The organism is Nitratireductor mangrovi (assembly GCF_007922615.2).
Lineage (GTDB): Bacteria > Pseudomonadota > Alphaproteobacteria > Rhizobiales > Rhizobiaceae > Mangrovimarina > Mangrovimarina mangrovi.
Map to the genome: position 1 here is coordinate 2,736,093 of NZ_CP042301.2, position 22,319 is coordinate 2,758,411.

General features: G+C 64.0%; 20 protein-coding genes. 11 read left to right on the forward strand and 9 right to left on the reverse strand.

Annotated elements, in window-relative coordinates; genetic code table 11:
* Nucleotides 1-26: 26 nt before the first annotated feature.
* Together FQ775_RS13390 and FQ775_RS13395 are read right to left on the reverse strand one after the other, a co-directional pair.
* Nucleotides 27-809 carry an SDR family oxidoreductase gene (locus FQ775_RS13390; RefSeq protein ID WP_146299294.1) on the reverse strand — a complete coding sequence of 261 codons (783 nt, stop codon included), beginning with the start codon at nt 807-809 and terminating at the stop codon, nt 27-29.
* Complete coding sequence (locus FQ775_RS13395; RefSeq protein ID WP_246730118.1) at nt 806-1,195, reverse strand: nuclear transport factor 2 family protein; 390 nt, start codon at nt 1,193-1,195, stop codon at nt 806-808. Before FQ775_RS13395 ends, FQ775_RS13390 begins: the two co-directional genes overlap by 4 nt.
* Nucleotides 1,196-1,259: 64 nt before the next feature.
* Between FQ775_RS13395 and FQ775_RS13400 the strand changes: the two genes are divergently transcribed.
* Nucleotides 1,260-2,162: a LysR family transcriptional regulator gene (locus tag FQ775_RS13400; protein WP_146299295.1), complete on the forward strand. Its 903-nt coding sequence runs from the start codon at nt 1,260-1,262 to the stop codon at nt 2,160-2,162.
* A 290-nt stretch (nt 2,163-2,452) separates the two neighbouring features.
* Here FQ775_RS13400 and FQ775_RS13405 read toward each other — a convergent pair whose 3' ends face one another.
* The gene (locus FQ775_RS13405; RefSeq protein WP_146299296.1) at nt 2,453-3,394 is read right to left on the reverse strand and encodes a helix-turn-helix domain-containing protein; all 942 of its coding nucleotides are present in this window, start codon (nt 3,392-3,394) and stop codon (nt 2,453-2,455) included.
* Between the two features lie 68 nt (nt 3,395-3,462).
* On the opposite strand from FQ775_RS13405, the gene FQ775_RS13410 reads away from it, so the two are divergent.
* The 10 genes from FQ775_RS13410 to FQ775_RS13455 all read left to right on the forward strand — a co-directional run bounded on the left by FQ775_RS13410 (nt 3,463) and on the right by FQ775_RS13455 (nt 15,285).
* Nucleotides 3,463-4,728 carry a BMP family ABC transporter substrate-binding protein gene (locus tag FQ775_RS13410; RefSeq protein ID WP_349291479.1) on the forward strand — a complete coding sequence of 422 codons (1,266 nt, stop codon included), beginning with the start codon at nt 3,463-3,465 and terminating at the stop codon, nt 4,726-4,728.
* A gap of 91 nt (nt 4,729-4,819) precedes the next feature.
* Nucleotides 4,820-6,343, forward strand: a complete 1,524-nt coding sequence (locus FQ775_RS13415) for an ABC transporter ATP-binding protein (protein WP_146299297.1) — start codon at nt 4,820-4,822, stop codon at nt 6,341-6,343.
* Nucleotides 6,344-6,386: 43 nt separating this feature from the next.
* A complete protein-coding gene (locus FQ775_RS13420) occupies nt 6,387-7,457 on the forward strand; it encodes an ABC transporter permease (protein ID WP_146301907.1) in 1,071 nt (356 codons plus the stop codon).
* A gap of 10 nt (nt 7,458-7,467) precedes the next feature.
* Nucleotides 7,468-8,388, forward strand: coding sequence for an ABC transporter permease (locus FQ775_RS13425; RefSeq protein ID WP_146299298.1), 921 nt, complete (start codon nt 7,468-7,470; stop codon nt 8,386-8,388).
* 126 nt (nt 8,389-8,514) lie between these two features.
* Nucleotides 8,515-9,417: an aromatic ring-hydroxylating oxygenase subunit alpha gene (locus tag FQ775_RS13430; protein ID WP_146301908.1), complete on the forward strand. Its 903-nt coding sequence runs from the start codon at nt 8,515-8,517 to the stop codon at nt 9,415-9,417.
* A 138-nt stretch (nt 9,418-9,555) separates the two neighbouring features.
* Nucleotides 9,556-10,437 (forward strand): aromatic ring-hydroxylating oxygenase subunit alpha, encoded by an 882-nt coding sequence (locus FQ775_RS13435; RefSeq protein WP_146299299.1) that lies wholly within the window; start codon nt 9,556-9,558, stop codon nt 10,435-10,437.
* A 20-nt stretch (nt 10,438-10,457) separates the two neighbouring features.
* Nucleotides 10,458-12,224 (forward strand): Rieske 2Fe-2S domain-containing protein, encoded by a 1,767-nt coding sequence (locus FQ775_RS13440; RefSeq protein ID WP_146299300.1) that lies wholly within the window; start codon nt 10,458-10,460, stop codon nt 12,222-12,224.
* A gap of 10 nt (nt 12,225-12,234) precedes the next feature.
* Nucleotides 12,235-12,882, forward strand: coding sequence for a glutathione S-transferase family protein (locus FQ775_RS13445; RefSeq protein WP_146299301.1), 648 nt, complete (start codon nt 12,235-12,237; stop codon nt 12,880-12,882).
* Nucleotides 12,883-12,919: 37 nt separating this feature from the next.
* Entirely contained in the window at nt 12,920-14,044 is a 1,125-nt protein-coding gene (locus FQ775_RS13450) for an S-(hydroxymethyl)glutathione dehydrogenase/class III alcohol dehydrogenase (protein ID WP_146298234.1), read from the forward strand.
* A gap of 2 nt (nt 14,045-14,046) precedes the next feature.
* Nucleotides 14,047-15,285, forward strand: coding sequence for an amidohydrolase family protein (locus FQ775_RS13455; protein WP_146301233.1), 1,239 nt, complete (start codon nt 14,047-14,049; stop codon nt 15,283-15,285).
* Between the two features lie 734 nt (nt 15,286-16,019).
* On the opposite strand, the gene FQ775_RS13460 is transcribed toward FQ775_RS13455, so the two are convergent.
* The 6 genes from FQ775_RS13460 to FQ775_RS13485 all read right to left on the reverse strand — a co-directional run bounded on the left by FQ775_RS13460 (nt 16,020) and on the right by FQ775_RS13485 (nt 22,293).
* Complete coding sequence (locus FQ775_RS13460; protein WP_246730120.1) at nt 16,020-17,060, reverse strand: SIS domain-containing protein; 1,041 nt, start codon at nt 17,058-17,060, stop codon at nt 16,020-16,022.
* 10 nt (nt 17,061-17,070) lie between these two features.
* A complete protein-coding gene (locus FQ775_RS13465; protein WP_146301234.1) occupies nt 17,071-17,826 on the reverse strand; it encodes an ATP-binding cassette domain-containing protein in 756 nt (251 codons plus the stop codon).
* Nucleotides 17,827-17,830: 4 nt separating this feature from the next.
* Nucleotides 17,831-19,036, reverse strand: coding sequence for an alanine racemase (locus tag FQ775_RS13470; RefSeq protein WP_146301235.1), 1,206 nt, complete (start codon nt 19,034-19,036; stop codon nt 17,831-17,833).
* Between the two features lie 11 nt (nt 19,037-19,047).
* Nucleotides 19,048-20,031, reverse strand: a complete 984-nt coding sequence (locus FQ775_RS13475; RefSeq protein WP_146301236.1) for an ABC transporter permease — start codon at nt 20,029-20,031, stop codon at nt 19,048-19,050.
* Nucleotides 20,032-20,091: 60 nt separating this feature from the next.
* Nucleotides 20,092-21,159 (reverse strand): substrate-binding domain-containing protein, encoded by a 1,068-nt coding sequence (locus FQ775_RS13480; protein ID WP_146301237.1) that lies wholly within the window; start codon nt 21,157-21,159, stop codon nt 20,092-20,094.
* 75 nt (nt 21,160-21,234) lie between these two features.
* Complete coding sequence (locus FQ775_RS13485) at nt 21,235-22,293, reverse strand: substrate-binding domain-containing protein (protein WP_206064749.1); 1,059 nt, start codon at nt 22,291-22,293, stop codon at nt 21,235-21,237.
* Nucleotides 22,294-22,319 lie beyond the last annotated feature (26 nt).

Consider the following 22,319-nt stretch of genomic DNA (forward strand, 5'->3'; position numbering starts at 1 on the left):
CAGCCGCCCGCCCGGCCTCGAAGTAACTAGGCGGTCGGGATCGAGCCACCGTCGATCACGAACTCCGTCCCCGTGATACTGGCAGCGTGATCAGAGGTGAGGAACGCGATCAGACTGGCGACTTCTGCAGGGCTCGACGGGCGGCCGATCGGGATTCCGCCGAGCGAAGCCATGATCCGGCGCTTGCCCTCTTCGGCATCGGCCCCAACTTCTGCGCCCATGCGTTCGGCAAGGTGCACCGCGGCTTCCGTTTCGATCCATCCGGGCGAGACGCGGACAACCCGAATGCCCTTCGGCGACACCTCTTTCGACAGCGCCTTGCTGTAGGTGGAAAGCGCCGCCTTCGCCGCCGCATAGGCCATCGTTGCCTCCGGCAGCGGCATGGTGTGCTGGATCGAGGTGACGTGAACGATCACCCCACCGCCGTTCGCGACCATGCCGGGCACCAGTGCGCGATCGAGCCGCACGGCGGGCATCAGGTTGAGATCGAGCTCCCGCCGCCATTCACCGTCGCCGAGCGCCGCGAATCCTCCGGCCGGAGCCGACGAACCGCCCAGCATGTGGACGATGATGTCCACGCCGCCCCAGCGATCCTCTACCGCCGCCGCGAGCGTCTCGCAGCCTTCGGCCGATGTCAGGTCGGCGGCGACGAAGAGGACGCTATTATCGAGCCTGGCCGGCCGGCTGCGCGCGCTGGTCAGCACCTCGGCACCGAGTTCGCGAAGCAGCCGCACCGTCGCGGCGCCCGCCCCGCGCGTTCCGGACGTGACGAGCGCGCGTTTGCCTTCGAGAGTGATGAACGGGATCATGGGACGATCTCCAACGATGCGATCCGGTCGCCGTCCAGACGGAAGACGTAGCGGAGATCGATCGGGCTGCCCGGGAAATTGCCCGCCACCCGACCCGTCACGACCGTGCGGCCTTCGTCCTCCGAAAGTGCGATGGGCTCGACTGCATAGGTGTAGGCCGTGGACGCTTCGGTCTTCCAGCGGCGGATCGCCTCCCGTCCGGCGTGTGTCCTGCGTTCGTCCGTCACGACGGCATCGTCGCGGAAGCACGCGGCCACGGCGTCGACGGACCGGCTTCGGTCTGCTTCGAAATAGGCCGCAATCGGCCCGGGTAGCTGAATGTCCATCCGTTCATCTCCGTTGCTGGCATTGTCGGGCGCCAGATCCGGCGTCGATGGCTGCAACATAAGGCTAGACCTCCGTCACGATAATTGGGACAAAGGTGAACGTCGCATTGCGAAAAGCGGGACAATGTCGAGACAAGGCCTGATCGAACTCGAAGCGGTGCTCGCCATTGCGGCACGGGGTTCCTTCCGCGCGGCTGCACTCGAACTCGGCCTCTCGACGACGGCGCTGAGCAACCTGATCGCCAAGGTTGAGCGAGAGCTCGGTGTGCGTCTGTTCAACCGCACCACGCGCAGCGTCTCGCTCACGGATGCCGGGCGGACCTTCGTGGGTCAAGTAGGACCGGCCGTTCATGAGATCCAGGAGGCGATGGCGGTGGTTCGGGCGCAGCAGGATACGCCGTCGGGAACGCTACGCATCAACGCCTTTGCCACAGGCGCCCGCGAGATCCTTGCGCCGCTGGTGCTCGCCTTCCTGCGACGTTATCCGGAGGTCCACGTCGATCTGGTCACGGAGGGCCGTATCGTCGACATCGTCGCGGAAGGGTTCGACCTGGGCCTCCGCACCGCAGATCTTGTACCGAGCGACATGATCGCAGTTTCACTCGGCGTTCCGCGCAGCTTCGCAGTCGTCGCCACCCCGTCCTACTTCGACGCACATGGCAGGCCGCGGGTTCCCCCGGATCTCTTCGCACACCAGTGTATCCGGATCCGTCTGCCGAACGGCGCCCCCTATCGCTGGCACTTCGAGAAGGATGGCAATCCGGTACAGATCGACGTCGACGGACCGATTACCCTCGACGAGGCGTCGCTGTCTCGGATCGCCGTTCTCGAAGGGGTCGGTGTCGGCTTCTTCATGGAAGCGGACGTCCGTGAAGACATCGCCGCAAGGCGGCTCGAACGCGTTCTCCAGGACTGGACGCCTCCGACCGTTCCACTCTGCCTCTACTATCCGGGTCGCAAGAACCCGTCTGCCGCTTTCCGAGCGTTCATCGGCCTGGCGCGCGAGTTCGGAAAGACCGCCATATAGGGGATGAAGATCGGACCGTGTGCACGTCTGCTTTGGCGGCAGATCGTTCAAGCGGCATCCGCTCCAACAGCAGTGATGAAAGGCACCCAACCACTGGCATGAGGCGCGAATAGCCCGTAGGGAAAGACTCCTGCGGATCATTCACACGCGGCGATTCGGGGCCGTGAGCGGATGGCTGGTTCCGAGGTGCCCAATGCTATTGGCGGACATTCGGCGCGGGATGCGAGGTAGCCCGATCGATGCTCATGGCCGAACGTTTGTTGTCGGCTCGTTGATGCACGGCGACACGATCACGGGTCCTTGCGCCGTTGCGCGTCGCCCCCCTTAGGCCCCTGGACCTGGCCGTGCAGTTCGCTGCGGCCCTTCACCGTCAGACCGCTCTTTCTGCCCGTGAATTTCGACAGCTCACGCAGTTCCGCCGGCGTGCGATAGCCGCCTCTCGCGCGGATTTCCTTCGGAGAGACGCCGTAGCGCTGCTTGATTTGGCGCGAGAAGTGGAAGGGATTCTTGTAGCCGCATTGATAAGCGATCTCGGCGATCGTCAACCCCGTGTTGAGGAGCAGAAACTGGCTCCGATCCGCGCGCTTCTGCCAAAGATAGCGGATAGGCGTCACCCCCAGGTGCTTTCCGAACAGGGAGATCAGGTGCTGCGGCGTGACGCCGGCCTTGGACGCGAGGCCTGCGACGGTAAGGTCGTCCGCGAAGTAGTCGTCGATGTGCTGCTTCGCCGTCTGCACCGGTCGCGGCATCTGCAGCGCCTGTTCCCACATGCGTGCGTCATGGAAGAAGGCGTGGAAAACGGCCTCTCCGAGCGCGTTTCTGAAGGCGTTGATATTGGCGCCGAAAGCCGAGCCGAGATCGACGCCAATCCGTATGAGCGTGTCGAGGCGTTCGGAGATGTCGATGCCGGCGCTGCCGCCCCTCACGCGCATTGCGACCGCTTCCGGTAGGTTGCCCGGCGTTGCCTCGCACCAACTCACGCGTACCCGACGCTTGATCTCGAATTCCGCGAGGTAGATATGCTCATTGTAGAAGATGCCGCACTGACCCTCGTCGAGCATGGCGCGGGTGTCATCGCTGGTGATCGTGACCTGGCCTTCATGCACGAGCAGGATGCAAAGATAGCGGCCGGTCAGGGGACCGTAGACGCCGCCCAGCGGATAAAGAGCTTCACCAAACGCGAAGCCCTGTGAGGTATCTGCAATGTCTGACACCGGCCTTCCGTAGTCCATTCGGGCGTTTCCAGCGCCTCGCCTGATGGCACCTTACGGCCGTGCCAAATCTTCATTCAAGATATTTTTTGGAGCGGTGGCGGCATTCCGGTGCTTGTTCCCTTGCAGCACAATCGCCAGCGTCGGGTAACTCTGGACGCCACGCGGATCGTGGCTTTCAGGGCTATCGTAGCGCGCAGAAACGCCAACAAGAACAAGATGGCCTGTCGCGTCGAGAGTCGGCTCTGAATGGGAGAACAATCATGAAAATGACTCGCAGGGATATCCTCGGGTATGGCGGAGCAACGGGCGCGCTGGTCCTGGCTGGTGGTTTCGCAAGCAGCGCGCGTGCTCAGGAAGCGATGAAGATCGCGATCGTGAATTCATCGCCGGCGAATGAAGTCGGCTGGAGCAAGCAGCACGAGCTGGCAACGAAGGCGCTGAAGGCGGAGAAGGGCGACGCCGTTTCCCTCACCGTGCTCGACAGCATCTTCAATCCTCAGGACGCGGAGCGGGTTTTCCGCCAACTCGCCTCGGAGGGCAACCAGCTGATCATCGGCACGAGTTTTTCCCTCGGCGCACCAATGCACAAGGTTGCGCCGCGCTTTCCAGACATCGCGTTCGAACATTGCGCCGGGATCACCACCGGCAAGAACATCGGCGTGTTTGACGCGAAGTATCATGAAGGCAACTACGTTTCGGGTGTCGCCGCGGCACATATGACGAAGTCGAAGAAGCTCGGCTGGGTGCTCAGCTTCCCGGTGCCGGCCATCCTGAGCCCCGTCAACGCCTTCCTGCAGGGGGCTCGAAGCGTCGACCCCGAGATTACCTGCAACGTGATCTTTCTCAACACCTGGTACGACCCCGGCAAGGAAAAGGAAGCCGCGCGGGCCCTGCTGTCGCAAGGCTGCGATGTGATCGGCGCGATGACGGACACCGGCGTTACCGCGCAGGCGTCGGCCGACAAGGGGGCCTATGTGGTGGCATTCGGCAGCGATCACAGCCAGTTCGCGCCGGAACATCACCTGACGGCGTGCACCTTCGACTGGTCGAGCTACTACATCGGCGCAACGACCGACGTGGCGAACGGTACATGGGAGGCGAAATATCGCTGGGGCGGCATCGCAGAAGGCGTCATCAAGATGTCGCCTTATTCCGAGGTGATCCCTGCTTCCGTGCGGGACGAGTTGAAGGCGATCGAACAGCGCATCGCCTCAGGTGACCTCAATCCCTTCACGGGGGAGATCAAGGACCAGAACGGCCAGGTGAAGGTCGAATCCGGTGCGGTTCTTTCCGATGAGGAGATCCGGGGCATGGATTGGCTGGTCGAGGGCATGATCGGCACCATGGGTTGACCGGCGCCGCCGGCGTGATTGCGCGACACCGGACCGTGTGTCGCGCAATCTCACGACCGACGACACGCGACATGCTAGTGACGAAAACGGAATGACCCCTCGCCTCGAATTGAGAAACATCACCAAGCGGTTTGCCGGATTCGCGGCCAATGACGACATCTCGATGGCGATAGCGCCCGGCGAGATCCACGCCGTCCTCGGTGAGAACGGTGCCGGCAAGTCGACACTGATGAAGATCATCTACGGCGCGTCTCAGGCCGATGCCGGGACGATGTTCTTTGACGGCAAGCTGGTGCCACGCCACGAGCCGGCGACCGCTCGTTCGTTGGGAATCGAGATGGTCTACCAGCACTTCGCCTTGTTCGAGTCGGTCACGGTGGTCGAAAACATTGCGCTTTCATATGGAGGCGGATTCGACCTGGCCGCGCTGGCCGAGCGCGTGTCGGACCTGTCGCAGCGCTATGCGATGCCGATCGATCCCCACCGGCGCGTTCACGACCTTTCGGTCGGCGAACGCCAGCGTGTGGAAATCGTGCGCTGCCTGTTGCGCACGCCCAAGCTGCTGATCCTCGATGAACCGACGTCCGTGCTGACGCCCCAGGCGGTTGCACGGCTGTTCGAGACGCTGCGGCAGTTGTCGGCGGAAGACTGCAGCATCCTCTACATCAGCCACAAGCTCGACGAGGTGCAGGAGCTTTGCGACACGGCCACGGTGCTGCGAAACGGCCGGGTTTCGGGAACCGCACGGCCACGCGATGCGACGGCGGCCGAGTTGGCGAGGATGATGGTGGGCTCCGCACTGCCCGAAATCAGGATCGCGTCGCCCCATCCCACGCCGCGACCGCGACTCCAGGTCCAGCGGCTGTCGGCCGAACCAGCCGACATCCACGGCACCCGACTCGAGGATATCTCCTTCGCAGTACATGGGGGCGAGATCGTCGGCGTCGCCGGCGTATCGGGCAACGGGCAGGCCGAACTCGCGAGCCTCCTAAGCGGGGAGCGCCTGGCGAGCGATCCGGAGGCGATCCAGATCGAGGACCGCCAGGTCGGTCATCTCGGGGTTTCAAGACGCAGGGAAATGGGGCTTGCTTTCATCCCCGAGGAGCGCCTCGGCCGCGGTGCCGTGCCGACACAAAGCCTCTGGGAAAACGCCCTCCTTACAGCCCACCGGCTTGGGCTTGTCTGGTCGAGAATGGTCAACCGGACGGAGGCCGAGGCGTTCTCGCGCGCCATCATAGAGCGGTTCGACGTGCGAACCCGCGGTCCCCGATCGAGCGCACAGAGCCTCTCGGGCGGCAACCTGCAGAAATACATCGTCGGACGCGAACTGGCGCTGGAGCCGAAGGTTTTGCTCGTATCCCAGCCGACCTGGGGAGTGGATGTCGGAGCCGCGGCGTTCATTCGTCAGACGCTTATCAATTTGAGCCGTGGTGGCGCCGCCGTCCTCGTCATCTCGGAAGAACTCGATGAGCTTTTCGAGATATGCGACCGGCTGCTGGTCATGTGTCAGGGACGGCTGTCGAGGTCGCTGCGGCCTGGCGACGTCGATCGCGAGCAGGTGGGGTTGCTGATGACGAGGCCCGACCTGGTGCCAGACGGGCAGGAGGCCGCCTAGCTTGCACATCACCTTCGAGCACAGGCCCGAACCGTCCTCGGCTATGCGTTTCGGCGCGCCGCTGATAGCCATTGCACTCACGCTCGTGGCGGGAACGGTCCTGTTTGTCGCCCTCGGCTACGATCCGCTCGCCACGTTCCGCGAGTTTTTCGTCACACCGCTCAATTCAGTCAACGGCCTGTCCGAATGGCTGCTGAAGGCGTCGCCGCTGATCCTCATAGCGTGCGGATTGGCGGTCGGATTTCGAGCCAATGTGTGGAACATCGGCGCTGAAGGGCAACTGATATTGGGCGCGCTCGCGGCGAGCGGCATCGGGCTTTATTATCCGGATCCGGAAAGTCCGCTGCTTTTGCCGCTGATGGTGGTCGGAGGAGCACTCGCCGGCATGGCCTGGGCCACGATACCGGCATTCCTTCGGGCCAGGCTCAACACCAACGAGATACTTGTGACGCTGATGCTCACCTATGTTGCGAGCCTGCTGTTGTCATGGCTCGTGCGAGGGCCGTGGCGCGACCCGGCCGGCTTCAATTTTCCGCAGACGGCGCTTTTGCCGTATGACGCGATGTGGCCGCTTTTCGATAACGCCTACCGTCTGAACGTCTCGATCTTCGTCACCGCGGTCGCGGTGGTCGTGATGTGGGTATTCACGGAACGGAGCTTTCCCGGATACAAGATGTCGGTCAGCGGCGCTGCGCCGCTCGCGGCGCGCTATGCCGGCTTCAGGGAATCCTCGGCCGTATGGATCGGGCTGCTTGCCGGCGGAACGGCAGCCGGTCTTGCCGGGATGATGGAAGCGGCTGGGCCTCTCGGCCAGTTGTCGCCGCAGATATCGCCCGGTTATGGCTTCGCTGCGATTATCGTGGCCTTTATCGGCAGACTTAGCGCTATCGGCATCGTGCTGGCGGGCTTGTTGATGTCGCTGCTGTTTCTCGGCGGGGAAGCGGTCCAGATCAGCCTCGGCCTGCCTGCGGCGCTGACGCGCATCTTCCAGGGCATGCTGCTCTTCTTCCTGCTCGCGGCGGACTTCTTCGTCTTCTACCGGATTCGGGCTGTCGGAGCGGCGGCCAAGGAGCCGACCGAACCGCTCGCGCATCCCGCGAGTCAGGAAAGCTGAGGAGGCGGGCGTGGAACTCTTCATTGCCGTCTTCACAGGTACAGTCATTGCTGCGACGCCGCTGATCTTCGCCGCCCTCGGCGAACTCGTGGTGGAGAAGTCCGGCGTCCTCAACCTCGGCATCGAGGGCATGATGCTATTCGGCGCCGTGTTCGCATTCTGGGCGGCCGTTGCGGGGTTTCCGGCACCGATCGCGATCGTCGTGGGTGCCCTGGCGGGCGCGGCGGCCTCGCTGCTGTTCGGCGTTCTCACGCTCACTTTTCTCACCAATCAGTGTGCGGCGGGGTTGGCGTTGGCGATCTTCGGCTCCGGTGTGTCGGCATTCTTCGGTGACCGGTTCGGCAGCGTTCAGATCCAGGCGCTGAAGCCGATCGACCTGCCATTCGTGTCGGACCTGCCGGTCGTCGGTTCGCTGCTGTTTCAATACGACCCGCTGGTCTACCTGGCCCTGGCGGCGTTCGTCCTGATCACCTGGTTTCTGTACCGCACCAAGGGCGGGCTGGTTCTGCGGACCACGGGCGAATCGCCGGAAAACGCCCACGCGATCGGGTATCCCGTCATTCGAATACGCTATCTCGCCGTGCTCTTCGGCGGCCTCATGGCAGGTCTTGGCGGCGCTTATCTCTCGCTCGCCTACACGCCCTTGTGGGTGGAGGACATGACGGCGGGCAAGGGCTGGATCGCGCTCGCCCTGGTGGTGTTCGCCACCTGGCGTCCGACCCGCGTGCTTCTGGGAGCGTGGCTGTTTGGTGGACTTACCGTCATGCAATTGCAGGCCCAGGCGCACGGTGTGAGGGTTCCGTCCGAGCTGTTGTCGGCATTGCCCTATCTGGCAACGATCGCGGTTCTGGTCGTGATTTCCCAGAACCGGCGTTTGCTGCTGCAACACTACCCTGCTTCACTTGCGCGACCGTTCAGGCCCTCGACATAAGGCCGGGAAATCGGCGGCGACCTTAACTGAGGATAAGTTTTGGCAGTTGCTCGTCATGGCCGGCTCCGGCGCTGGCGGCTATCGTCTTGTTACACCTCCGGTCGTGTAATTGCGGGAGACAAAACGATGCAAGACGCAAAGTGCACCGATCCCATCATCCTGAACCTCTGGCATCCGATCAGTGCCGTTGCCGACCTTGCGAAGGGCAGGGTTCAGGAGACGCGACTGCTCGGCGAGCGGGTTTGCTATACCGCGGACGAAGAAGGCGGATTTGCGGTCTGGCTGTCCCCGGCCGCGCATTCGCACGGATCTGTCGTTGCCGCGCCCGACGTCTCCGACCGGTTGCCCGCCAAGTCCGCCTACGGCTACCTCTGGGCAAGTCTGGGGGATCCCGTGGACCTTTTCCCCCTGCCCGAATACGACGAAGCCGATCGGCGCCGCTTCAACTCGGCGACTTTCGGCGTCAATGTCTCGGCTCCGCGCGCGGTCGAGAACTTCCTTGATCTCGGCCATTTGCCATATGTGCATCCCGGGATTCTGGGTGAAGAACCGCACACCGAAGTCCGCGAGTATGATGTCGAGATTTCGGCGGAGCGGGACGAAGTCCTGGCGACGCGATGCAAGGTATTTCAACCCCGCGCCTCCAGTGCGTCGACTTCCGGGCAGGATGTCGACTACATCTTCAGAGTGCCGCACCCGTACTGCTCGGTGCTCTATAAATGGAACCCGGTCGACGAAACGCGTATGGACGTCGTCGCCATCTTCATGCAGGCCGTGAGCCAGGAGCAGGTGCGCGTCCACTTCATGTCATGCGTTCTCGACGACGTGAATGAAGACAGGATGATCAAGCGGTTTCACCAGACCATCTTCGGGCAGGACAAACCGATCCTGGAGAACCAGCATCCCAAGCGATTGCCACTCGATCCGCGCGCCGAAACGCCGATCCGTGCGGACAAGTCGGCGATCGCCTATCGTCGCTGGCTCAGCCAGAAGGGTGTCACCTACGGCGTGATCCCAGCCTCCCAGTAGGTTCCGATCTTAATTCAAGACAAGAATTGGCCATCGGCCGTCATGGCCGTGCGTAGGCCGCCGGTCTAGGATTTCCCACTGCCTGCGAAAGGCCGGCATTGGCCGCCGGCAGGCTGGGAGATGTCACGGGAGGAGGCAATGCACGGAAGGAAATGCGCCGATCCGGTCATACTCGACCTGTGGCATCCGATCGCTTCATTGGCGGAACTCCCGACCGGTATGCGGTCGCGGACGGTCCTGCTCGAGGAGCGAATAGGCTACGGCAAGGCGCAGGACGGTGTCGCCAGTGTCTGGCTCGAGTCCGGTTCAGAAGATGGTGGCGGTCGGCCGCTGCCGGCGAAGGCCGCCTATGGCTACCTCTGGACCACGCTGGGCCGGGACCCCGCCGCATTGTTCGCTATCCCCGAATACGACGAAATCGACAGGCGCAAATTCAATGCCGCGACGATCGGGGTGAACGTATCGGCGCCGCGTGCGGTCGAGAACTTCCTCGACCTCGGTCACCTGCCGTTCGTCCATTCCGGGATTCTCGGCGCCGAGCCGCATACGGAGGTGAAGGAGTACGACGTCGAGGTGGCAACCGAACGCGACGAGATACGCGCGACGCGCTGCCTGGTCTTTCAGCCAAAGGCGTCGGCGCATGCGACCGGCGGAGGAGACGTCGAATATTCCTACCGTGTGCCGCATCCCTATTGCGCGGTGCTCTACAAGTCGAGCGCCGCCGATCCGTCGCGGCTCGATATCGTCGCGCTGCTGGTCCAGCCGGTCAATCAGGAGAGCATCCGCGCCCACTTCCTGACGTGCAGGATCGACGAGACGAGCCAGGAAAGCGCGATAAAGCGGTTTCAGCAGACGATCTTCGGTCAGGACAAGCCGATCCTGGAAAACCAGTATCCAAAGAAGCTGCCGCTCGACCCGCGCGCCGAAACGCCGATCCGCTCCGACAAATCGGCGATCGCCTACCGACGCTGGCTGAGCCGTAAGGGGATCACCTACGGCGTGATTCCCGCCGCAGCGTGACATGCAATTCGGAGACAATCATGCTGCAAGTCGACAGAACCAGATGGCATCCAATCGCCTCGTCCGACGATCTGCCGTTCCGGCACGTATTTCAGGCGCAGCTCTTCGGGCGCGAATTTGCCGTCTGGCGTGCCGACGACGGCTACGTCAACGTCTGGGAGAACCGCTGCCTCCATCGGGGCGTGCGCCTGTCGATCGGCATCAATGACGGCCGTGAACTCAAATGCCAGTATCACGGCTGGCGCTATGCGAACCGTACGGCGGGCTGTACCTATATTCCGGCGCATCCGGCTGATGCTCCGGCACGAACGATCACCAACCGCACCTTCCCGGTCGTCGAACGCTACGGCCTTGTCTGGACCGCGGAGGAGCCGGGCGGCGATGTCGCCTCGTTCGACTGGCTCGAACGGCCCGGACGGCTGGCCCTAAGGCCGATACCGGTGAACGCATCGCCGCAACGGGTCCTCGCAAGCCTGCGCGATCTGGCCTTTCCGCCCTGCGGTGCCGACGGCGAGAGCTTCGAAACCGCGGTGGAATCGGCGGACGACAGCGTGGTGGTCCTTTGCGCGCGCGCAGCGGGCGCTGAGACGCTCGCCGCGTTCTTCGTGCAGCCCGTAGACGCCCATCGTTGCGTCGTTCGCGGGGTTCTCGACCGTGCGCCCGAGCCGGCGCCGGCGCGGCTTTCTGTCCTGCGGGACCTGAACCAGCGTCTGACCGAGCTGCGGGCGGAGATCGAGCGGGTGGCAGCACAGGAACCTGCCCCGGCCGCTTTCGAGCCTGCAATCGAGCCCCTGCCGACCGAGTTGGCCGAGATGCCAGCCATTTCGAATCACGGTCGCCGCGCCGGCTTCAGGGTAAGCGTCGAGCGGAAATGGGAGGCCGCGCGTAGCATAGCCGGATTCGAGCTTCGCCCGCTCGAGGGCCTTTTGCCGACATTCCAGCCAGGAGCCCACATCGATATCCATTTGCCCAACGGCGCCGTGCGGCAATATTCGGTGGTGAACGGGTCCGGAGAAGGGGCGACCTTGACCATCGGCGTCAAGCGGGAACCTGACTCGCAGGGCGGTTCGTCCTGCCTGCACGACACCGTCAGGACGGGGGACGTGCTAGCGATTTCAGAGCCGCGCAACAACTTTCCGCTGCGCCGCGACGCCACCAAGACCCTGCTGATTGCGGGCGGCATCGGCATCACGCCGCTCTTGTCCATGGCGCAGACCTTGCAAAATCAGGGGCTCGACTACGAACTGCACTATTTTGTCCGCGACGAGAGCGAGATGGCCTTTCGCGACCGCCTTGGGGAATTGGGCAGTGCCGTCAGGCCACATATCGGCCTGAGCGCCGAGGCCACCGCCAGACAGATCGAGACACTGTGTGGCGGCTACGCCTCCGGCATGCATCTCTATCTCTGCGGGCCGGGGCCGATGCTGCAGGCGGCCCGCAGCATCGCGGCAGAAAGCGGCTGGCCGGACGAGGCCGTTCATTTCGAGTATTTCAAGAACACGAAAGAGATCGACGACAGCAGCAGCTTCGAGATCGCCCTTGCTCGATCAGCGCTTACCCTGCAGGTGCCGGCGGGCCGCTCCATCCTGGAGGTCGTGCGCGAACATGGCATCGACATGCCGTCCTCCTGTGAGCAGGGCGCATGCGGCACATGCATGGTGACGGTCATCGAGGGTGAGCCCGATCACCAGGACGTCTATCTCAACGACAGCGAGAAGCGCAGCGGAAGCAGGATGATGACCTGTGTCTCCCGCGCAAGGTCTCCGCGGCTTGTGCTGGACCTTTGAAGAGGGGCAGATGATCAAACTCTACGACTACGAACTGTCCGGCAATTGCTACAAGTTGCGCCTCCTCATGAGCATCCTCGGGCTGGACTACGAATCCATAACGGTCGATTTCTACCCCGGCCGCGAGCACAAGTCGGGCTGGTTTCTGAAGATCAATCCGCTCGGACAGTTACCGGTGCTGGAGGATGACGGCCTGGTGCTTCGCGACGCACAGGCGATCCTCGTCTATCTCGCGGCGCGATACGACCAGAGCGATCGCTGGCATCCCCGTTTCGATGCCCGGCTTCTCGGTGAGGTGAGCCAGTGGCTGGCTTTTGCCGACGGCATTACCGCGACAGCGTCCGCTGCGCGGCTGCACGACGCGATGTTCTACGACTTCGACATCGACGCGGCCCGCCAGGGCGGTCACCGGCTGTTCCGCATTCTCGACGAGCATCTCTGGTTCGGCGAGAGGGAGGGCCGTGACTGGATATGCCGGGCCGACCACCCGACCATCGCCGACATCGCCTGTTTTCCCTATGTCATGCTTTCCGAGGAGGGCGGCATTTCACGGATGGATTATCCCGCGATACGACGCTGGTGCGACCGCGTGAAACGCGTTGACGGCTTCGTGACCATGTCGGGCATCTTTCCCGCAGGTCCGGCGAGAGCCGCCTGACGCGACCTTATTTTTCAGTTGAAGGGGACGTTTCAGCATGAAGACACGGGCGGCTGTAGCGGTCGGGGCGGGCAAGCCGCTTGAGGTGATGGAGGTCGATCTGGAGGGGCCGCGCGCAGGCGAGGTTCTGGTCGAGGTCAAGGCGACCGGCATCTGCCATACCGACGAGTTCACGCTTTCGGGCGCCGACCCGGAAGGCATCTTCCCGGCCATCCTCGGCCATGAGGGTGCGGGTGTGGTCGTCGATGTCGGGCCGGGCGTGGAGAGCGTGAAGAAGGGCGACCACGTCATCCCGCTCTACACGCCCGAATGCCGCCAGTGCCCCTCCTGCCTGTCGCGCAAGACCAATCTGTGCACGGCGATCCGCGCCACTCAGGGTCAGGGCCTGATGCCGGACGGCAGCTCACGCTTTTCGGTCGGCGGCGAGAAGCTCTTCCACTACATGGGCTGCTCGACCTTTTCCAACTTCACCGTGCTGCCGGAGATCGCGCTGGCCAAGGTCAATCCCGACGCCCCGTTCGACAAGATCTGCTACATCGGCTGCGGGGTGACGACCGGCATCGGCGCCGTCATCAACACGGCAAGGGTCGAGGCGGGCGCGACCGCGGCCGTGTTCGGGCTCGGCGGTATCGGCCTGAACGTCATCCAGGGGCTGCGGCTTGCGGGTGCCGACATGATCATCGGCGTCGACATCAACAACGACAAGAAGGAGTGGGGCGAACGCTTCGGCATGACGCATTTCGTCAACCCGAAGGAGGTCGACGACGTGGTGGCCGAGATCGTCAACATGACCAAACGTGGCGCCGATCAGATCGGCGGCGCCGACTACACCTTCGACTGCACCGGCAACGTCAAGGTGATGCGTCAGGCGCTGGAATGCGCGCATCGCGGCTGGGGCGAAAGCATCGTCATCGGGGTCGCCGGCGCCGGCCAGGAGATCGCGACGCGCCCGTTCCAGCTGGTGACGGGGCGCGTGTGGAAGGGCACCGCCTTCGGCGGTGCTCGCGGCCGCACCGACGTGCCGAAGATCGTCGACTGGTACATGGACGGCAAGATCGAGATCGACCCGATGATCACCCACACGCTGCCACTCGAAGACATCAACAAGGGCTTCGACCTCATGCACGAGGGCAAATCCATCCGAAGCGTCGTCGTGTTTTAGCTATGAAGGAACTGACCACAGCCATCTACGGTAGCGGAAAAGAACGCCGCCTGCTTAAAGGCGCTCTGGTTGCCGCTGACGAGGGCGCACGCGCCTGCGACATTCTCATCGCGGCAGGCGGGCATATCGAGGCGGTGGAGCCGGATATCGCCGGAAGCGTGGATGCACGTGTCGTGGACATTGCCGGATCACTCGTCGTGCCCGGCTTCGTCGACGCACATCAGCATCTGGACAAGACCGGCGTCGTCTCGCCCAACCCGTCGGGCACGCTCCAGGGCGCGCGCGAAGCGTTCGCGCGTTTTGCGCGCACGGCGTCCCGCGAGGACATCGCGGATCGCGCCCGGCGCACCATCCTTCAATGCCGTGGCCACGGCACGACGGCCATCCGCAGCCATGTCAACGTCGACAAGGACGCGGGCTTTGCCGGATTGGAGGTTCTCCGCGACATTCGGGCGGAGCTTGGGGACACGATGACGCTTCAGTTCGTGGCCTTCATGACACCGCATCCCAACCAGGACCTCGACTGGCTTGAGGCCAACATCGCTGATGCGGCCGAACTTGCCGACGCGATCGGCGGCACGCCGGCGGTAGCCGAAGATCCCGGGCGTTACCTCGACATCCTCTTCGAGGCAGCGGCTCGCCACGATCTCCCGGTAGACCTCCACATGGACGAGCATCTCGACGCCGATCGGCTGCTGTTCGACGCCGTCATCGATCGTACAGAGCGATACGGGATGCAGGGCCGGGTGATTCTTGGCCACGCATCCGTCCTGAGCGCGGTGCCGTGGTCGTCGTTCCAGCGGATATGTGACAGACTCCTGCGCAACCGGATCGGGGTCATCACGTTGCCGGCGGCCAATCTTTACCTGCAGGGACGGGACCGGGATGTGCTTCCTCCCAGGGGACTGACACGGGTTCGCGACCTTCTGCAGGCGGGCGTGCCTGTCGCCGCCGCATGCGACAACATCCAGGATCCTTTCATCCCGACGGGTTCCGGCGATCTCCTGGAGATCGCGCGGTGGACCTTCCTAGCCTCGTATCTGGGAGCCGATGACATCGGCGAGGCGTTCGCCATGATCACCGACGTGCCGGCGATGCTGACTGGACTGGCTGACACGTACGGGCTTCGCAAGGGGGCGCGAGCGGATATGGTGATCTGCGACTGCGCAAACACCACCGACCTTGTGGCGCGGGGCACGGGGCACCGGTCGGTCCTCATCAACGGCTTGCTGGTCAGCTAATCTGTCTGATTAGTTGCCGGCTCTGTATCGCCCGTCATCGTACACTGTAAACGCCGAGGGCTTGGCGGTGCGCATGGGGGCGTAGTAAATCGTTTAGTCGGCAAGGTTGGCGGCGTTGTTCCGTTCGGTCGGCTAGCAGTCCTGCACCGGTGACGGGGGCGAACGTCCGCCGAATTCCGGATCAGCCGGTGGCTCAAAACTGCCACTACCTCGCTACGAGCACGTCTGCTTTCGGGATATTCTTAAAGGTCCGCGCGGCGGCGAGAATGAGTAGCGCGCAAAGCTGCCGTCGCTGTGTGTGGGGGGGGGGGAAACAGTGCTAACGGACCTCCGCTACCAAACCCATTGATTTTGCTTGTTAGATAGGAACATCATCGGTTCTGTACAGGACGGGCGAGCAATAGTCTTGCCTATCGTGAAGCGGTATGAGAAGTGCTATCTTCAGGTGTTGAGATCATGTCAGTTACCTCGACATGCTAGCGCAACGCCGTCGCTCCTCTGATGCTGACCTTGTCGCGGCGGCCGGCTCACAACTTGGCGTATTGCGGATTGCCAAAACTGGCTGTGGCGCGACCTAATCTCGCGGCGTCGACAGCTTCACGAGGAGACGCACCAACACCGAATGCGCCTCCACTGTGACAGGCCAAGGGAGATTGCTGTGAAAGTTGTCGCTTGGTTTTGGCCCTTCTTGGGCAAAGGGGTGAGCAATTGTGGTGCTGGTTCGCAGCGTCTCATCACGTCGTGCGTGTCACCTTCTGAAGATGCAGCGGTGCATCCGGGTTTTCGCCGAGTTGCGCGGAAAGCTGCTCGATGAAGCGATAGAAACTCACCGCCTGGCAGATCGGCGCCAGTGCGGGATGCGGTGCTTTTGCCGTCGCGAGCCAGGGGCTCTTCTGCTCTTCCTGGTCGAGGATGAGTACTCGCGCGCCGGCGCCGCGCATGATCGCGGCCGCCTCAAGGACCCCCGCGCGGCCTTCATCCTGCGGCACAAAGACGATCGCCGCAAATCGGTCGCGGGCGAGCGCGATCGGACCATGGCGTACTTCCGCCGCCGAATAGGCCTCGGCATGCAGCCGGCAGGTTTCCTTGAATTTTAACGCCGCCTCGCCGGCGACACTCAGGCCGGGGCCGCGACTGACGGTAAAGAGCGAGGTTCCCATCGCAACGGGCACCAGCGCCTCGGTCCAGTCCTGCGCAAGCGCCACTTCGAGCGCTTCGGGCAGGCGTTCGATCGCGGCGAGAAGTGCCGTGTCCCCGGCAAGGCCGGCGTGCACGGCGGCGAGAGCCACTAGGCTGGCGACATAGGACTTGGTCGCCGCCACCGCTTTTTCGGGTCCGGCGAGCATCGGTAGCACCGCGTCGGCCCCGGATTCGACGGGGGAGTCCGCAACGTTCAGGAACGCCACGGTCCTGGCGCCGCCCTCTCGTGCCGCGCCCTGCATTGTGACAAGATCGGGACTGCCGCCCGACTGCGAGATGGTCAGGCACGCGGCGCCTGCAAGCCGCATCCTGGCGCCGTAGACGGAAGCGATAGACGGGCCGATCGAGTTGACCGGCACGCCAAGGCGTGCCTCTGTCAGATACTTGAAAAAGGTCGCGGCGTGGTCGGACGTGCCGCGCGCACAGGTAACGACAAGGCGCGGGTCGAGCGCACGCAACCTCTCGCCTTCCTCTCTGTAGACGGCCAGGCCGTCGGCGATCTGTCGGCGGACCACGGCGGGAATTTCGGCGATCTCGCGCGCCATCTGCGTCGTGATCGGACTCACGGCGTTCATTAGATAGCGCTCAATGCACGCCGGTGATCATCGAAACGATCTCGTTCTTGTCGGTGCTCGCAGTCTCGCGCACGCCGATCTGCACCCCTCGCCGCAGCACGCAGATGCGGTCTGAGAGCCGAAACACCTGGTCGAGGCTGTGGCTGATGATCAGGATCGCCAGATCGCGCTCCTTGAGCGACTGGACGATCTTTTCCACCTTGGCGGTCTCGGCTACGCCGAGGGCGGCCGTCGGCTCGTCGAGCAGGATCAGCTTCTTGGCCCAACGCGTGGCGCGCGCAATGGCGACGCCCTGGCGCTGACCGCCGGAAAGGTCGCGGATGGTCGCATGGGCGGAGGGAATGCGCACGTCGAGTTCCTCGACCAGCCTTTCGGTCTCGGCAATCATGGAGGAACGGTCAAGCGTGCCCCAAGGCTTACGAACCATCTCGCGACCGAGAAACAGGTTCATGTAGACCGGCTGCTGATCGGCGAGCGCGAGGTCCTGGTAGACCACCTCGATGCCGTTGGAGCGCGCGGCACTGGCATCGGAAAAGCTGACCTTCTCGCCGTCGAGGGTGATCGTGCCGGAGGTCGGCGCGTGAACACCGGAGACGATCTTGATCAGCGTCGACTTGCCGGCACCATTGTCGCCGACCAGCGCCACGATCTCGCCGGCCTTGAGCTCAAGTGAAAAATCCTCGATGGCTACGATGCCGCCGAAGGCCTTGTGGATGTTGGCTAATGCCAGCACCGGACGGGTGCGTGTTTCGACAGCGATTGCCATGGCTTCACCTCAGATCGGGCCAGCTTTCCGGCTGCCCAAAGATGTTTTCGATGGTCTCGACCTTCGGCGCGCCTTGCGAGATGCCGGAGACGCCGGCGATGAAGGCGCGGGTGATGAAGGCCTGGCCGCGAAAGCCGAAAACGACGCTGTCGCCGGTCTTCGGCTTGGCCGTGCCGCCTGTGTCGATCATGCCGTAGTAGTCGATCGCCGACGGCGGCGGGATTTCCACGCTGGCGAGGGCTCGCTCGGCCGTCGTCGGCGTATCGGCAACGATCGCCTTGACGTCATAGTCGGGAAACACCGGGTCGATGTAGAGCCCGCCGCCGAAGCAGTAGGCGCGCCCGGCATGGAGATGGGACACCTCGCTCAGATAAAGCACGGCCGGCCGCTCAGGCAGGTCTTCCAGCGCATGCAGCGGCGTGGTGCCGTGCAGGCCGTTGCCGGGCTCGCATTGCGTCGCGCCGGCCTCGGCGAGCGTCGACAAGACGACGGACGAGGTAGTGCCCGGCGCGTTGACCTCGACCTTGCCGCGGCCCGCCTTGGCGAGACCCTCGGCGGCCCTGGCCAAAGTCGATAGATTGTGGGTCGGCAGCACCTTTTTCCGCACATTGTCGAAAAGCAGTGCTGGAAAGCTGGTCAACCCGGCGAAACGTGCGCCGTCGAGCCCGTCGACCATGTCCGCGACCGCCGCAATGTCTTTAGCCAGGAACCCGCCCTCGTGGCCGCGATAGAACGTGTCTCCCTCGGTATGGATGCGCGCGAGGATATCCTGGTTGCGGGCTGCAGTCTTCGCGGCGGCGGCCGCCTCGCGCGCTTTTTCCTCTGAAAAGACCGTCCAGTAGTCGGGTTTGAGACGGTCGGCGGCGAACCCGGCTTCGCCGCGCGGTATCTGGACGAGGTGTCCGAGATGACCGGTCTTCAGGCCAGCCCGGTCACAGGCGACCGCACAGGCAATGTCGACGGCCACCGCCCGATCGATGCCGCCGCGCATGACAGCCCGGCAGAAGCCGCTGTTGCGGCCGACCTGCTTGGTCATGGCGAAGGTCTTCAGGCGGTGCCTGTCGGCTTCGGCCTTGAAGAGGCGAACATTCTCCTCGATCGCGTCGAGGTCGAGCACATAGGCATTGGCCGGCAAACGGCCCTTCTGGTGCAGCGCGATCGCCGCTTCGATGAAGGCCGGGTTGCGGCGTCGCAGAACGTCGAGGAACATCAGCAGCGCTCCTAGCGGTTGGTGTCGCGCAGCGAGATCGCAACGGCGGCGAGGATGATGAGGCCGCGCACGATCATCTGGTCGGAGACCGAAAGTCCCATCAGGATGAGCCCGTTGTTGAGCATGCCCATCAGCAGCGAGCCGACCAGCGCGCCCATGACCGAGCCCTTGCCGCCGCCAAGCGCGGTGCCACCGACGATGACGGCTGCAATCACCGTCATCAGATCGCTCTCGCCGAGCGTGTATTTGGCCGCCTGCAGGCGCCCGGCATACAAGAGGCCCGCCAGCCCCGCGCACAGGCCGCTGATCATCATCACGGCGAGCCTGATACGGGGCACCTTGATGCCGGACACCTGGGCGGCGCGCGGATTGTCGCCAGTGGCGATGACGTGGGCGCCGAAGCGGCTTTCGCGGTAGACAAAATGCCCGACGATGACGGCTGCCAGCGTCCACAGGATCAGCGACGGCACGCCGAACAACGAACCCGAGCCGAAGAAGCCGGTGAAGGCGTCGTTGATGACCGGGATCGAGCGCAGATCGGTCATCGAACGCGCCACGCCGGCGAAGAGCCCCATGGTGGCGAGCGTCACCAGGAAGGATGGCAGTCCGAGCCAAGCGACCAGAGCCCCGTTGACGAAGCCGATGACAAGCCCTGCGCCGAGCCCAGCGACGATGCCGAAAAACAGCGAATGCTCCTGCATGACGATGGCAGCCGAAAGCGCCGAGACAGCCACGATGGAACCGAAGGAGAGGTCGATCTCGCGCGCCGAAAGCACGAAGACGAGGCCGATCGCCATGATCGTCGCCGGCGCTGTCTGCAGGACGATGTTCGACAGGTTGCGCGTCGTCAGGAACCCGTCATCGGCAAGCGTCACGGCGAAGAACAGGAAGATCGCCAGGAAACCGAGATAGACGACATATTGCTGCAGGTCGAAGCGGGGCCCGCCGCGTGCCTTCTTGGCGGTCCGGTTGGCGCCGGTTGTCGTGGTGGCCATTGGATCCTCCATGATAGACGGCGCGAGCAAGGGGTGACTGCGCCGTCCTTCGTCTCAAGCCTAGTTCGATGCCGCCTCGACCACGCTCTTCGGCGGATCGATCTGGAGCGAGTGCTTCCAGCCCTCGGCGACATTGTCTTTCTTGACCGCCAGCGCGTCGACCACCAGGAAGGGATCGACCGGCCGGTCGAGCAGCCCGGCCGCCGCCGCACGCGCGGCCGTGACCCCAATATTGTAGGCCTCGTCGGCGACGATCGCCGCGACATTGCCGCCCTTGATCATATCGAGCGCGGCCGGCTCGTTCAGGTCGATGGTCACGACGCGGGTGCGGTCGTTGCCCTGCTGGCGCAGCACCGACAGCACGCCTAGTGCCGGTTCCGCCCACGGCGTGTAGATGCCGTCGAGGTCCGGGTTGCGGGCCAGCATGGCGCTGGCGATGTCCTCGGCATTGGCCGGATCGGTCATGCCCGATTCGATGACGATGTCGATGTCGGGGTATTCGTTTTCGATCGTCCACTTGAAGGCGCCATCGCGCTGGTTGGTCACCGGAAAGTCCGCGTCGTGGAACATGTAGCCGACTGTGCCGGAACCTCCCATCGCCTCGGCAAGCGCCACCGCGGCCTTGTTGCCGATTTGGAACAGGTCGGCCGAGACGACGGTGGTGTAGTCCTCACCATGCTTGAGGCCGTCGACGGCATTGTCGATGAAGACCAACTGCACGCCGGCATCGCGGGCGATACCGTAGACAGTCTTGGCGGTCGGCGGATCGATCGGCAGCGACACGATGATCGACGGCTTGCGCGCCATCACCGTTTCCACGTCGGCCTTCTGCCGCGCCGGGTCGAAGCCGGCATCGGTCTCGGCGATCACCTCAATGCCGAGGCGCGCGAACTCGTCCTTGGCGCCGCGGGCGACCGCGTTCGACCAGTCGTAAAGTTCATGCCAGACGAGTGCTGCGGTATGGTTTCCCGCCTTGACCTTGTCGATCTCGGCTTCGGTCAGGGTGAGCGAAGCGGCGGGCGTAGGCGCCTCGCCATTGGGGCCGACCGTTGCGGGCTGCTCGGCCGAGGCGGCCGTGATACTCGCCGCGGCGAGCCAGGCCGCGATCAACACGGATTGCGTTTTCATCGGTACCTCCCTTGTCGTTGTCGTTGCGGCTGCGGATGTCGGGCCGCCGCTTCGCGAGCGGCCCGGAATGCCTGCCTACTGGGCGGCCTTCATCACGCTTTCCGGCGCTTCGCGATGCAGCGAACGCTGCCATATCTCGCCGACATTGCCGGCCTTGGCCGTCACGGCGGGCGCGACGACGAAGGGTGGGGTCTCCTCGCCGGCGAGCGCGCGGGCGCCGGCGGCCGCCATGGCGCGGCCGAGTTCATAGGCCTCGTCGGCGACGATCGCGGCGACGTTCCCGCCCTTGACCATGTCGAGCGCAATCGGCTCGGAAAGATCGAGCGTGACCACCTTGGTCGCGCTGTTGCCGTTGGCCCTAAGTGCTGCGAGCACACCTTCTGCCGGACCGGCCCAGGTGACATAGATGCCGCCGAGGTCCGGGTTCTTCAAAAGCATCGCGTTGGCGATCTCCTCGGCACGGGCCGGGTCGCTGATGCCCTGCTCGGCCACGATCGCGATGTCGGCGTAGTCGTTCTCGATCGTGGTCTTGAAGGCGTTGTCGCGCTGGTTGGTCACGTAATAGTCGGCGTCGTGGAAAATCCAGCCGACCGTGCCCTTGCCGCCCATCGCCTCGGCGAGCGCGTCGGCGGCCTGCTTGCCCATCTGGAACAGATCGTCGGTGACGATCGCGGCATAGTCGGCCGGGTGCTGGTAGTCCTTCGGCAGGTTGGACAGGAAGACCAGCTTGACGCCTGCCTTCTTGGCCTCCTCGAAGGCCGCCGCCGAGGTCACCGGGTCGAGCGGCAGCGACAGGATGATGTCGGGCTCCTTGGCGAGCGCGGTCTCGATGTCGCTGCGCTGCTTGGCCGCGTCGAAGCCGGCCGAGGTCGTCGCCACGACCTCGATGCCGAGGCGGGCGAACTCGTCCGCTGCGCCGGCGGTGACGGCATTCACGAAGTCCGACTGGTCATGCCACAACAGCGCGGCCTTGTGGCCCTTGTCCTTGAGCGTCGCGGCATGCTCGTCCGAGACCGTGATCTCGGAAGACGGCGTCGCGCTTTCGCCTTTCGGGCCGATGGTTTGTGCGATGGCCGCGCCAGCCAGCATGAACGCCGCGATCGATGCGGCCGCAAAGAGTGTTCTCGTTTTCATTGTCAGGGTTCCTCCTTCCTGCTCCG